General features: G+C 72.8%; 10 protein-coding genes. 5 read left to right on the plus strand and 5 right to left on the minus strand.

Translation table 11 applies throughout. From position 1 onward, the window contains the following. Nucleotides 1–722 (minus strand): phosphatase PAP2 family protein (locus tag ACLU3S_RS31425; RefSeq protein WP_413955368.1); only part of this gene is annotated, 722 nt, incomplete at its 3' end. A 55-nt stretch (nt 723–777) separates the two neighbouring features. Next, a complete protein-coding gene (locus tag ACLU3S_RS31430; RefSeq protein WP_413955369.1) occupies nt 778–1,437 on the minus strand; it encodes a DedA family protein in 660 nt (219 codons plus the stop codon). Between the two features lie 217 nt (nt 1,438–1,654). Here ACLU3S_RS31430 and efeU point away from each other — a divergent pair, with 217 nt between their 5' ends. The 3 genes from efeU to ACLU3S_RS31445 all read left to right on the plus strand — a co-directional run bounded on the left by efeU (nt 1,655) and on the right by ACLU3S_RS31445 (nt 6,255). Beyond that, the gene (gene efeU / locus ACLU3S_RS31435) at nt 1,655–3,682 is read left to right on the plus strand and encodes an iron uptake transporter permease EfeU (RefSeq protein WP_413955370.1); all 2,028 of its coding nucleotides are present in this window, start codon (nt 1,655–1,657) and stop codon (nt 3,680–3,682) included. Between the two features lie 38 nt (nt 3,683–3,720). Continuing rightward, a complete protein-coding gene (gene efeB / locus ACLU3S_RS31440; protein ID WP_413955371.1) occupies nt 3,721–4,992 on the plus strand; it encodes an iron uptake transporter deferrochelatase/peroxidase subunit in 1,272 nt (423 codons plus the stop codon). A 111-nt stretch (nt 4,993–5,103) separates the two neighbouring features. Next, complete coding sequence (locus ACLU3S_RS31445; protein ID WP_413955372.1) at nt 5,104–6,255, plus strand: HoxN/HupN/NixA family nickel/cobalt transporter; 1,152 nt, start codon at nt 5,104–5,106, stop codon at nt 6,253–6,255. 221 nt (nt 6,256–6,476) lie between these two features. Here the strand turns inward: ACLU3S_RS31445 and ACLU3S_RS31450 are convergent, their stop codons facing one another. After that, nucleotides 6,477–6,683, minus strand: coding sequence for a hypothetical protein (locus ACLU3S_RS31450; RefSeq protein ID WP_413955373.1), 207 nt, complete (start codon nt 6,681–6,683; stop codon nt 6,477–6,479). Nucleotides 6,684–6,879: 196 nt separating this feature from the next. Between ACLU3S_RS31450 and ACLU3S_RS31455 the strand changes: the two genes are divergently transcribed. Together ACLU3S_RS31455 and ACLU3S_RS31460 are read left to right on the plus strand one after the other, a co-directional pair. Beyond that, complete coding sequence (locus tag ACLU3S_RS31455) at nt 6,880–8,718, plus strand: glycoside hydrolase family 15 protein (RefSeq protein ID WP_413955374.1); 1,839 nt, start codon at nt 6,880–6,882, stop codon at nt 8,716–8,718. 89 nt (nt 8,719–8,807) lie between these two features. Further along, a complete protein-coding gene (locus ACLU3S_RS31460) occupies nt 8,808–9,041 on the plus strand; it encodes a hypothetical protein (protein WP_413955375.1) in 234 nt (77 codons plus the stop codon). 15 nt (nt 9,042–9,056) lie between these two features. Here ACLU3S_RS31460 and ACLU3S_RS31465 read toward each other — a convergent pair whose 3' ends face one another. Together ACLU3S_RS31465 and ACLU3S_RS31470 are read right to left on the minus strand one after the other, a co-directional pair. Further along, on the minus strand, nt 9,057–10,376 hold the full coding sequence (locus ACLU3S_RS31465; RefSeq protein WP_413955376.1) for a hypothetical protein: 1,320 nt from the start codon (nt 10,374–10,376) through the stop codon (nt 9,057–9,059). Nucleotides 10,377–10,418: 42 nt separating this feature from the next. Next, nucleotides 10,419–13,151: a SpoIIE family protein phosphatase gene (locus tag ACLU3S_RS31470; RefSeq protein ID WP_413955377.1), complete on the minus strand. Its 2,733-nt coding sequence runs from the start codon at nt 13,149–13,151 to the stop codon at nt 10,419–10,421. Nucleotides 13,152–13,157 lie beyond the last annotated feature (6 nt).

Here is a 13,157-nt window from a genome sequence, read left to right on the forward strand (position 1 = left end):
CCCCGGCGACCGGACTGCTGCGCCGCGTCCTCCTCCGCCGGCCCGTCCCCGGGGCCGGTGGCGTCGACGCCGCCGGGGAGGAACCGGGCGGGCCCCCAGCGGGCCCCCAGCGCGAGGAGCAGGCCGAGCCAGCCGACGGCGAACAGCCAGCCGCCGACCACGTCGGTGAACCAGTGCACGCCCAGGAAGACGCGGGTCAGCCCGACCGCCGCGCCCCAGCAGGCCGCCAGCGCGCACAGCGCGGCCCGGCCGCGCGGGGAGCGGGCCCACAGCGCCAGGATCAGCAGTCCCGCGGTCAGCGCCGCCGTGGTGGTGTGGCCGGAGGGGTACGACCAGCCGGAGGCGTGCGTCTGCCAGTCGGAGCGCGGCGGGCGGGCCCGGCGGATCAGGTCCATCGCGTCGTACCGCAGCGTCTGGCCGAGGCCGAGGCAGGCCATGGCCAGCAGCACGGCCGTCACCCGCTCCCGCGCGGTGCGGCCCACGACCAGCCCCGCCAGGACCATCAGGGCGTACGGCACGATCCCCGTGCCGGTGGCGGTCAGCCCGCGCGCCACGGCCACCGCGTCCGGCGGGCGGTGCCCGACGGACCAGGACAGCAGGCCGCGGTCGGGCCGCAGCGGGGCGCCGTGACCGGAGACGACCACGGCGGTCAGCGCCGCGAACGCCAGCCAGGCGACCAGGGCCGCCAGGCCCGCCCGCACCGCGACCCTGCGGCGGTTCATGACGGCGGCGGCACTCGCAGCGCCGGCGCCCACGCGCCCGGGCGAGCGAGGGGCATCAGGGTGTCTCCTTGGCTGCCTTGCGGGAGCGCAGCACCTCGACGGCGAGCGGAAGCAGGGACACGACGACGATCAGGGCGATCACCGGCAGCAGGTACTTGTCGATGTTCGGGATCGAGGAGCCCAGCGCGTATCCCGCGAGCGTGAGACCGAGGCTCCACACCAGGCCGCTGACGACCTGCCAGAGCGTGAACGTGCGCGCCGGCACGCCGAGCGCGCCCGCCATCGGGTTCAGCACCGTGCGCACCACGGGCACGAAGCGGGCGAGCGCGATCGCCTTCCCGTGGCCGTACCGCTCGAGCAGCTCCTCCGCACGCCGGGCGCCCTCGTGCAGCTTGGCCGAGCGGCTGCGGGCCAGCAGCGCACCGCCCGCCTTGCGGCCCAGCAGGAATCCGCACTGCGAGCCGGCCAGCGCCCCGACCGCCGCCGCGACCAGGAGCGGCCCGAGCGAGAGGTGCACCCCGCGGTCGGACGAGCCCGTGCACAGCAGGCCGGCCGTGAACAGCAGCGAGTCGCCGGGCAGGAAGAATCCGATCAGCAGGCCCGTCTCCGCGAAGAGCACCACGCCGACGCCGAGCACGCCGAAGGCGGCCAGCAGCGAGTGGGCGTCGAGCACGTTGACCGCGAGCTGCGACGCCAGGTGTGGGGGAGTGGCCATCGCCGCACGCCCTTTCCTCTATGACTTGCCTCGACCCTATACGACTACACATTTGTAGACGGTCAGCGGGACGACTCACGCACCCCGTGGCCGGATCGTTCTCGGACTTTGCCATTCGATTACCAGATCATGACCGATTGATTGGGGTGCCGTCGTCATGATGGTCGCGCGAAGGTAAGGTATGCCTTCGCTAAGTAAGTGGGAGGGGCCGCCAGGTATGTGGGACGACGCGTTTCCGAGTTTCCTGATCGGGCTGAGGGAGGGACTCGAAGCCGGACTCATCGTCTCCATCCTGGTCGCGACGCTGGTGCGCGCCGAGGCGAGGTCCCGCCTGCCGCAGGTGTGGACGGGCGTCCTGGCGGCGGTGGCCGTGGCGATGAGCTTCGGCGCCGTCCTCACCTTCACCGCCGCGTCCATGCCGCAGACCGCCCAGGAGGCCTTCGGCGGCGCCCTCAGTGTGATCGCCGTCGCGTTCGTCACCGCCATGGTGTTCTGGATGCGCCGCTCGGCCCGCAACCTCTCGGGTGAGCTGAAGCGGAAGGTGACCGGCGCGCTCGCCATGGGCTCCGGCATGCTGATCCTCACCTCCTTCCTCGCCGTGGGCCGGGAGGGCCTGGAGACGGCCCTGTTCCTGTGGACCACCGCCCGGGCGGCCGGCGAGTCGGCGGGCCCGCTGACCGGCGCCGCCATCGGCCTGGTCATCGCGGCCGGCCTGTGCTGGGGCCTGTACCGCAGGGTCCTGAGGATCAACCTGACGAAGTTCTTCACTGCCACCGGCGCCGTCCTCATCGTCATCGCCGCCGGCGTCCTCGGGTACGGCCTGCGCGACCTGCAGGAGGGCGGCGTCCTGCCCGGCAACGGCGCCTACGCGGTCGACCTCGCGGGCAGCGTCGACGCCGGCTCCTGGTACAGCACCCTGATCCAGGGCGTCCTCAACCTCACCCCGACCATGACCTGGCTGCAGGTGGTGGCATACGCCGGCTACCTCGCCGTCGTCATGACCCTCTTCGTGCGCGGCGTGCGCACCCCGGCCCCCAAGCCCGCCGCCGAGCGGGCCGAGCGGCCCGCGCGGGAGGCCCGGCAGCGCCGCCGCCCGGCGTGGGTGGTCCCGGCCGCCGTGGTCGCCGTACCCGCCGTCATCGCCGGACTCGTCGTCGCCTTCGGCCGGCCCAAGCCCGCCGGGAACCAGACCGTCGCGGTCTCCGAGACCGAGTGCGGCAAGGGCTTCACCGCGCCAAAGCCCGGCCGGCAGACCTTCCAGATGCACAACACCGGCGGCAAGACCTCCGAGGTGTACCTCGTCGACCCGTCGACCAACGCGGTCTACGGCGAGATCGAGGGTCTGGCCCCCGGCACCACCCGCGACCTCGTCGCCACCGTCGCCGGCGGCACCTACGCCTGGCGCTGCGTCCCCACCGGTGGCAAGGCCGTCACCTCCAAGGCGGTCACCGTCAGCGGCGGCGGCGCGGCCAGGCCGGTCGTCCCCGTCTCCGAGCAGGACCTCGCCGACCCCCTCAAGGCGTACAAGGCGTACGTCGAACAGGGGCTGGCCACCCTCGTCGCGCAGACCCGCACCCTCCAGGACGACATCGAGGGCGGCCACCTGGACAAGGCCCGCACCGACTGGCTCACCGCCCACCGCACCTACGCCTCCCTCGGCGCCGCCTACGGCACCTTCGAGGACTACGACCAGAAGATCGACGGCCGGGCCGACGGGCTCCCCGACGGCGAGCGCGACAAAGACTTCACCGGCTTCCTGCGCGTCGAGTACGGCCTGTGGCACGGCGAGTCGGCCAAGGACCTGAGCGGCCCCGCCCGGCAGCTCGCCGAGGATGCCGCGGGCCTGCAGAAGGCCTTTCCGGGCCAGGAGTTCGACCCCGGCGACCTGCCGCTGCGCGCCCACGAGATCCTGGAGAACACCCTCCAGTTCGAGCTGACCGGCGACACCGACGAGGGCAGCGGCACCAACCTCGCCACCGCCGACGCCAACCTGGCCGGCACCCGCGAGCTGCTCACCGTGCTCAGGCCGCTGCTCACCTCGCGCGCCCCGAAGCTGCTCCCCACCGTCGACGCGGACATCGACCGGCTGCAGAAGCTTTTGGACGCGGCCCACGACGGCGACCACTGGACCCCCGTGGACCGGCTCGCCACGGCGGACAAGCAGCGCCTCGACGGCGCCACCGGCCAGCTGCTGGAAGACCTCGCCCCGGTCCCGGACCTGCTCGAGATCCGGAAGTCCGCCTGATGACCACCGCTCACCCGCACTCCGAAGGGAACCCCACGATGTCGACCGCCGACACGCCGACCTGCCCCGTCGGCCCCGCCCGCCGCTCCTTCGTGCGGACCGCACTGGGTGCCGGTGCCGCCGGGGCGGTCCTGGCCGGCGGCGGCTTCGCGCTGGCGGAGAGCGGCGGCACGGCCCAGGCCGAGCCCGCCGGCGCGGACGGCACGGCGAAGGTCCCGTTCCACGGCGCCCACCAGGCCGGCATCGTCACCCCCGCGCCCGCCGCGGCCACCTTCGTCTCCCTCGACGTCATCGCCGAGGACCGCAAGGGCCTGACCGACCTGCTGCGGACGATCACCGAGCGGGCCCGCTTCCTCACCTCCGGCGGCATGCCCGCCGACCTGGGCGTCGGCGCACCGCCCTCGGACAACGGCATCCTCGGCCCCGAGGTCCCCTCGGACGCCCTGACCGTCACCGTCGGCGTGGGCGCCTCCCTCTTCGACGACCGCTACGGCCTGGCCAGGGCCAAGCCCGCCCGCCTCACCCCGATGCGGACGTTCCCCAACGACAACCTCAACGCGGCCGAGTGCCACGGCGACCTGTCCCTGCAGATCTGCGCCCAGAGCCAGGACACCGTGCTGCACGCCCTGCGCGACATAGCCCGGCACACCCGGGGCGCGATGCAGATCAGGTGGCGCATCGACGGCTTCCAGAACGCCCCGCGTCCCACCGGCGCGCAGCGCAACCTGCTCGGCTTCAAGGACGGCATAGCCAACCCGGACGTCACCTCCGCCCGCGAGACGAACAAGCTGATCTGGGTCGGCGACGGGCAGGGCGAGCCCGCATGGACCAAGGGCGGCAGCTACCAGGTCATCCGGATCATCCGGATGCTCGTCGAGTTCTGGGACCGGGTCTCGCTCACCGAGCAGGAGAAGATGTTCGGCCGCCGCAAGGACACCGGCGCCCCGCTCGACGGCGCCAAGGAGACCGACATCCCCAACTACGCCAAGGACCCGCACGGCACCGCGATCCCGCTGGACGCCCACATACGCCTCGCCAACCCGCGCACCGCGCAGAGCGACAGCTCGCGCATCCTGCGCCGCGGCTACAACTACGACCGGGGCGTGGACAACGTCGGCAACCTCGACATGGGGCTGGTCTTCTGCTGCTACCAGCAGGACGTCAAGCGGCAGTTCGAGGCCGTGCAGACCCGGCTGATCGACGAGCCCCTGGTGGACTACATCTCGCCGACCGGCGGCGGCTACTTCTTCGCCCTGCCCGGTGTGCGGGACGCCAAGGACTGGCTGGGCCGGGGCATGCTGTCCGCGTAGCAGGTCAGGAGGGTCTCGGGGCCTTATTGCACATCTCTTGCAAGTGCGGAATGATGGCGTACGGCTGCGGTGTGCAGCCGTTTCCGCACGACGCAAGGAAAGACCCTCCTGATGACGGCCGCCCCCGGTTCCGCTCCGCCCCTGTCCGCCCAGGCCGATGCGAAGCCGTCGGCCTGGCAGCGCGTCCGGCGGTCCATGACGCGCCAGGAGTGGATCGGAGCCGGCTCGATGGCCGCCTTCGTGCTCGCGCTGCACGTCATCGGCTGGGGCACGCTGCTCGGCCTCGTCGCGCCGCAGCACTTCAAGGTCGGCACCGAGTCGTTCGGCATCGGCATCGGCGTGACCGCGTACACGCTGGGCATGCGGCACGCCTTCGACGCCGACCACATCGCGGCGATCGACAACACCACCCGGAAGCTGATGGGCGAGGGAAGGCGGCCGCTGTCGGTCGGGTTCTGGTTCTCCCTCGGCCACTCCAGCATCGTCTTCGGCCTCGCCCTGCTGCTCTCGCTCGGCATGAAGACCCTGGCCGGCCCGGTCCGCGACGACAACTCGCACCTGCACCAGGTCACCGGCCTGATCGGTACGACCGTCTCGGGCGCCTTCCTCTACCTCATCGCCGGCATCAACCTCGTCGTCCTGGCCGGCATCTGGAAGGTGTTCCGCCGGATGCGCACCGGCCACTACGACGAGGCCGCCCTGGAGACCCAGCTGAACAACCGCGGCTTCATGAACCGCCTGCTGGGCCGGGTCACCGGGTCGATCACCAAGCCGTGGCAGATGTACCCGCTCGGCCTGCTGTTCGGGCTCGGCTTCGACACCGCCACCGAGATCGCGCTCCTGGTCCTCGCCGGCTCCGGCGCCGCCTCCGGCCTGCCGTGGTACGCCATCCTCTGCCTGCCCGTGCTGTTCGCGGCCGGCATGTGCCTGCTGGACACCATCGACGGCTCGTTCATGAACTTCGCCTACGGCTGGGCGTTCTCCAAGCCGGTGCGCAAGGTCTACTACAACCTCACCATCACCGGCCTGTCCGTGGCCGTCGCCCTGATCATCGGCACCGTCGAACTCCTCGGCCTCGTCGCCGACAAGCTGGACCTGCACGGCGCCTTCTGGGACTGGGTCTCCGGACTGGACCTCAACACGGTCGGCTTCGTGATCGTCGGTCTGTTCTTCGCCACGTGGGCCGTCGCCCTGCTGGTGTGGAAGGCGGGACGCATCGAGGAGAAGTGGACGGCGGGCCTGGCGGAGCAGGGCGCCGACTGACCCGGCCGGGCGCGCGGGGCCGATCCGGCGGCCGGGGCCGTGAGGAACCCGCGATCGAGCCGGACGCTCCCGGTGGATGTGGACGTCGGCCTCACCCGGTGCGGAGCGTGGTGCGCGGGTCTGCCGACGACTGCGCCGGGCGCGCGAGGGGGCAGCCATGACGCCGGCCGGGCGTCACACGCCCGGCCGGCGCTCCCGTTGTGCCGCGTTCCCGGACCCCTTCAGGGCAGCAGCTTCTCGATGGCAGCCGGACCCTCCGCCTCCAGTTTGCGGCGCGCCCAGTCGAGCGTCTTGGGGGTGACGTCCCTGCCCGCCGCCAACACCAGGTCCTCCGGGGTGACGTCGCGCTGGGGTGCCGAGTGGAGCAGGGAGTCCGGGGTGTGGTGGTCGTCGGACGACCGGGACCCTCCGGGTGTGGATGTCGACATGTTGCCTCCTCCTCGGTCCGGATGACCTCATCCGTGCCGGTGCGGCCGAACGGCGCACACTCTCACCATTGCCCGACGTGGCGCACCCTGCATCCGGAGGCGCCCGGGGGCCGGTGAGGAGCACCTTCCCGGGCCGCGCGGAACCACTCGCTCCTAAGCTGGAGAACATCCCGCACCCGCACCGGGGAGGCCGGCCATGGCCGAGACGATGATCTTCGAGGGCATGCCCATCAGCCCCCGCTACCTCCCGATCGCCGAGCACGGCCTGATCGGCGATCTGCGCAGTGTCGCACTGGTCGGCACCAACGGGACGATCGACTGGTACTGCTGCCCGTCCTTCGACTGCCCGAGCGTCTTCGGGGCGATCCTGGACGCCGAGCGCGGCGGCAGCTTCGAGCTGGCAGCCTCCGTCCCGGCCCGCACCAAGCAGTTCTACTTCCCCGACACCAACGTGCTGATCACCCGCTTCTTCACCGAGGAGGGCGTCGGCGAGGTCCAGGACTTCATGCCCGTCACCGGCGACGGGTCGGGCGAGGCGGGCCGGCACCGGCTGATCCGGCGGGTGGTGTGCGTGCGCGGCACCGTGCCGTTCCGGGCACTGGTCGCGCCCCGCTTCGACTACGGTGCCGCGTCGCACACCGTGCGCGACCTGGACGGCGTGGTCCTCTTCGAGTCGCCGGACCTGTCGCTGGCCCTCACCTCGACCGTGGCCGTGCAAGGGGACGAGCGTGACGTGTGGGCCGACTTCAAGCTCAGCGAGGGCGAGACCGCGGTGTTCGCCCTGGACCAGGTCGGCGAGGCCATCGCCCCGCGCGGCTGCGCCCACGCCGAGGCCGAGTACCAGTTCAACGCCACGGTCGCCTACTGGCGCCGCTGGCTGCACCAGTCCTGCTACCGCGGCCGCTGGCGGGAGATGGTGCACCGCTCCGCCCTGACCCTGAAGCTGCTCACCTACGCCCCCACCGGCGCCATCGTCGCCGCGCCCACCACCAGCCTGCCCGAGCAGCCCGGCGGCGAGCGCAACTGGGACTACCGGTACGTGTGGGTGCGCGACGCCGCCTTCGCCGTCTACGCCCTGCTGCGGCTCGGCTTCAGCGGCGAGGCCGAGGCGTTCATGCGGTTCCTGACCACGCACATCACCCCCTGCGACAGCTCCACCTGCGTGCCGCTGCAGATCATGTACGGCATCGACGGCCGCATCGACCTGCCGGAACGCATCCTGACCCACCTGGAGGGCCACCAGGGCTCCGCCCCGGTCCGCGTCGGCAACGCCGCCGCCGACCAGCTCCAGCTGGACATCTACGGCGCCCTCATCGACTCCGTCTACCTCTACGACAAGTGGGCCCAGCCGATCTCCAGCGGCCAGTGGGACGACGTGTGCCGCCTGGTCGACTGGGTCTGCGAGCACTGGGACCAGCCCGACGAGGGCGTGTGGGAGACCCGCGGCGGGCGCAAGAACTTCCTGTACTCGCGGCTGATGTGCTGGGTGGCCGTCGAACGTGCCATCCGCCTCGCCAACCGGCGCGGCCTGCCCGCCGAGCTGCCCCGCTGGCGGCAGACCCGGGACGCCATCTACCGGCGGATCATGGACCGCGGCTGGTCGCGGAGCCGGTGCGCCTTCGTGCAGTACGAGGACGGCGACGTGCTGGACGCCTCCCTGCTCATGATGCCGCTCGCCAAGTTCATCGCCCCCACCGATCCCAAGTGGCTGTCCACCCTGGACGCCCTCACCGAGGAACTGGTCTCCGACTCGCTCGTCTACCGCTACGACCCGCTCGCCAGCCCCGACGGACTGCGCGGCGACGAGGGCACCTTCTCCATCTGCTCGTTCTGGTACGTCGAGGCCCTGGTCCGCGCCGGCAGGCTGGACGAGGCCCGGCTCGCCTTCGAGAAGATGCTCACCTACGCCAACCACCTCGGCCTGTACGCCGAGGAGATCGGCCGTACCGGCGAGCAACAGGGCAACTTCCCGCAGGCGTTCACCCACCTGGCGCTGATCAGTGCCGCGTTCAACCTCGACCGCGCCCTGGGCTGACCGATCCGGGCCGTGTGTCCGCAGGTCGCGGGGGTACCCGGGGCCTTGCGAAAGGCACACACAGGGTCGACAGAAGGAGGAGACCCCGTATGACCAGCACCAGCGAGACCGGCGGCATCACCGGCACGCGCGACAAGACCTACGACCTGATCTGGTACGTCGAGGCGTGCCTGGACAACGCCCTGCGCCTGGAGACGTACATCCAGGACGCCGAACGGGATCACGACAACGAGCTCGTGGACCTGTTCCACAAGGCCCAGGCGGACAGCCGCAAGGGCGCCGAGATGGGGAAGCAGTTGCTGCGCGATCGGCTCAGCGCCTGACCGCCCCTCCTCCGCTCAGGCGAACCGGGAACTCCGGACGGGCCCGGCGGACCGCACCCGCGCCCGCACGCCGTGCAGCCATGTGCCCCGGACGGCCGTGGCGAACGCGGCGAACTCGGCGTCGGTGTCCGCCGGACCCGTGCCGTCCCCGGGGTCCGCGGCCGGGTCGGCGCCCGTGATCTCCGCCGCGATCTCCGCCTCCGGGCGGTCGTCCGGCTCCGACCGCGCGACCTGGCCGTCGGAGCCCTGGCGCAGCTTCCGGCCCCACGGCGCGACGGCCGACTGGTGCAGCAGGCCGACGCTGTCCGCGGTGATCGCGGGTGGGTCCGTCCAGCAGCTCGCGTGCTCGTGCAGCACCTGGCCGGGGGCGCGCTCGAAGAGCTCCCCGATGATCTCCGGGCCGCCGTCGTGGGCCGCGAGCCCGTCGAGGTCGTAGGCCACGACCACGGTGTCCGCCCGGCCGGGTGCGAACGGCTCGGCCGGCACGCCCAGCACCTCGGACGCGGCGAGGCCCAGGATGCGGGAGTCCCGGTCGGGCAGCAGCGACACCGAGCGCGGCCCCACCTCGGCGGCCGCCAGCAGCTCCCGCAGCCGCAGCAGGCCGCGCAGGCACTGGCCGGGGGTGTCCTGCAGCCAGGCGTAGCGGCCGCTCATGCCCGCCGTGAAGCCGTAGGGGGAGAGCGTGCCCAGCACCGAGCCGCCCATCACGTACTGCCAGCCGCGCAGATCCGTCGGCCCGAGGCCGCCCACCCCTTCCGCGTCCGCCGCGCGCCGCAGCATCTGGTTCTGCCGCTCCCGCGCCGGCTGCCACTGCGGGTCCTCCGGGTCCGGCAGCAGTGCGTGCTGGCGGCGGGCCAGGTCCAGGTCCCCGGCCATGACGGCGTTGAACACCAGCAGATAGCGGTCCGGCCAGTGCGCGAAGGTGCTCTCGTGGCGGACGAGCTCGGTCGCCGCCTCGCGGTGCCGGCCCTCGTCCTCGTACGCGGACACCAGCTCGCGCAGCACGGCGGGGGAGCCGTCGCTGCGGCGCAGCGCCTCGCGGAGCGCGGGGACCGCCAGGTGGGACACGCCGCGCTCGACGCACGCGTACCCGAAGTCGTAGAGCGCTCGCGGCCGTTCCGGGGCGGCGGCCAGCGCGGCGGCGGCTTCGGCGAGGTCGTCGAAGCCGGCCGCCTCGGCGGCCCGCACCACCACCTGCGCCACCTCACCCAGCGGCTGGTCCTCGCCTGCCGCCCGCAGCTGCCGCAGCGCGCCGGGCACGTCACCACCGTCCAGGGCCTCCCAGGCCGTGCTGAGGGCAGGGGACTTCGGGCGGCGATTCCTGCGAGAGAACATGCCGGAGATCATCACCCGGCGCCGCACGCGCGCTCAACCCGTTTACAGCGGCTGTTCCGCCCAGATGATCTTGCCCTCGGGGGTGTAGCGGGTGCCCCAGCGCTCGGCCATCTGCGCGACCAGGAACAGGCCGCGGCCCCCCTCGTCGGTGCTCGCCGCGTAGCGCAGATGCGGCGATGTCGTACTGCGGTCGGAGACCTCGCAGATCAGGGTGCGGTCGCGCAGCAGCCGCACGCCGATCGGGGCACGACCGTAGCGGATGGCGTTGGTGACCAGCTCGCTCAGGGTCAGCTCCGTGGTGAACACCAGCTCGTCCAGGCCCCAGTCGCTCAGCTGCCGGGTCACCGCGGACCGCACGTCCGACACGGCCGCCGGATCGGACGGCACCTGCCACTCGGCGACCCGGTCCGGGCCCAGCACGCAGGTGCGGGCGACGATCAGCGCGACGTCGTCGCTGGGCCGGGCCGGGAGCTGGTCCAGCACGGCGCGGCAGGTGTCCTCCGGGGACGCGCCCGGCGTGCGGCGCAGCGCGTCCGCCAGCAGGTTCAGGCCGATGTCGATGTCCCGCTCGCGGTCCTCCACCAGGCCGTCCGTGTACAGCACCAGCCGGCTGCCCTCGGCCAGCTCCAGGTCGGCCGTCTCGAACGGCAGCCCGCCCAGGCCCAGCGGCGGCCCGGCCGGCACCTCGGCGAACTCCACGCTGCCGTCCGGGTGCACCAGCGCGGGCGGCGGATGGCCGGCCCGGGCGATGGTGCAGCGCCGGGAGACCGGGTCGTACACCGCGTACAAGCAGGTCGCGCCCGTCACCACGGCGCCGTCCTCCGGGGTCTCGTCCTGGTCGATCCGGCCCACCAACTCGTCCAGCAGCCCGAGCAGTTCGTCGGGCGGCAGATCGAGCGAGGAGAAGTTGTGCACGGCCGTGCGCAGCCGGCCCATGGTCGCCGCCGCGTGCAGTCCGTGCCCCACCACGTCCCCGACCACGAGGGCCACCCGGGCGCCGGACAGCGGCAGCACGTCGAACCAGTCGCCGCCCACCCCGGCCTGTGCCGGCAGATAGCGGTAGGCGAGCTGCAGGGCGCCCTGCTCGGGCAGGGACCGCGGCAGCAGGCTGCGCTGCAACGTGACCGCCATGCTGTGCTCGCGCGTGTACCTGCGGGCGTTGTCGATGGACACCGCGGCCCGCGCCACCAGCTCCTCGGCCAGGGCCAGCTCCTCGGTGTCGAACGGCTCCGGCTTCTGCGACCGCCAGAAGTTCGCCACGCCCAGCACCAGGTTGCCCGCCCGGAGCGGCACGGTGATCAGCGAGTGGATGCCGTACGCCAGGACCTGGTCGGTGCGCTCCAGGTCCTGCGCGCGCCAGCCGGGCGCCGAGCGCAGCCGGGGCGCGACGACCGACTGCCCGGTCGTCAGGCTGCGCGCCTGCGGCGAGGTGGTCACCCACCGGATCCGCCGGCCCACCGGGTACAGCGGCGGGTCCTTGTGGATGCCCGCGACGGCCGCCCGGAGCAGGGCGGTACCCGGCCGCGGCTCCTCCCCGTTCAGCACCGGGTCGAACAGGTCCACGGTGGCGAAGTCGGCGAACCGGGGCACCGCCAGCTCGGCCAGCTCCTCGGCGGTCCGGGTCACGTCCAGGCTGGTGCCGATGCCCACCCCGGCGTCGTAGAGCATGTTCAGGCGCTCCCGGGCCACCTCCGCGCGGCCGGACAGGGCGCGCAGCTCGGTGGAGTCGCGCAGTGTGGCGACGCTGCCGGCCGGACCACCGCGCAGATCGGTGGGCCGCTGGTTGATCGCCAGCAGCCGGTCCTTGACCAGGTGCACCTCGTCGGTGGCCACCCGCCCGGAGGCCAGCAGCGCCGCCGTCTCGTCGTCGAGGCCCAGCTCCAGAACGGTGCGCCGCTCGGCGTCCTCCGGCAGGTCCAGCAGGCGCTGCGCCTCGTCGTTGGCGAGCAGCAGCCGGCCGTTGCCGCCGACGATGAGCACCCCCTCGCGGACGGCGTGCAGCACCGCGTCGTGGTGCTCGTACATCCGGGTCATCTCGGACGGTCCCAGGCCGTGCGTCTGGCGCAGCAGCCGTCTGCTGACCAGGGCTGTGCCCCCGGTGGCCAGCACGAGCGCCACCGCGGCCGAGGCGAGCAGCAGCGGCAGCTGCTTGGTGGCGGCGCCGCCCACGTGCGCGATGGTGATCCCGGCCGACACCAGGCCCACCACCTTGCCGTCGTCCTTCACGGGCACCACCGCCTGCACCAGCGGGCCGATCGTGCCGTTGACCTCCTCGACGACCGTGCCCCCGGCGAGTGCCGGGCCGATGGTGCCGACGAACTTCTCGCCGATGCGGTCGGGACTGGGGTGTGTGTAGCGGATGCCCTGCGTGTTCATCGCGACGATGAAGTCCACGCCGCTCGACTTGCGGGCGGCCTCGGCCTGTGGCTGGAGGACGACCGTGGGGTCCGGGGAGCGCAGCGCCGCGACGATGCCGGGCGAGTGGGCGAACGTCTGGGCCACGGCGAGGGAGCGGTTGCGGGCCTCGGTGGTGGTGTCGTGCTGCACCTGGAGGACCTGGGCCACCACGGCCGAGACGACCAGCAGCAGCACGATGACGACCTGGAAGACGAACACCTGTCCGGCGAGGCTGCGTCCGGTCAGGGCCGACCGGAGCACACCCGGCCGGCTGCCGTTCCCGCCGGTGCCGTCCGGCCGCCGTGGGGCCAGCGGTGCGCGCGGGTGCCCGTAAGGACGGGGCGGCCGGGTCGCGGCCCGGCCGGGCAGTCGCACCATGTGCCC

It is taken from the genome of Streptomyces sp. AF1A, from assembly GCF_047340315.1.
In the GTDB taxonomy this organism is placed as follows: Bacteria; Actinomycetota; Actinomycetes; order Streptomycetales; family Streptomycetaceae; genus Streptomyces.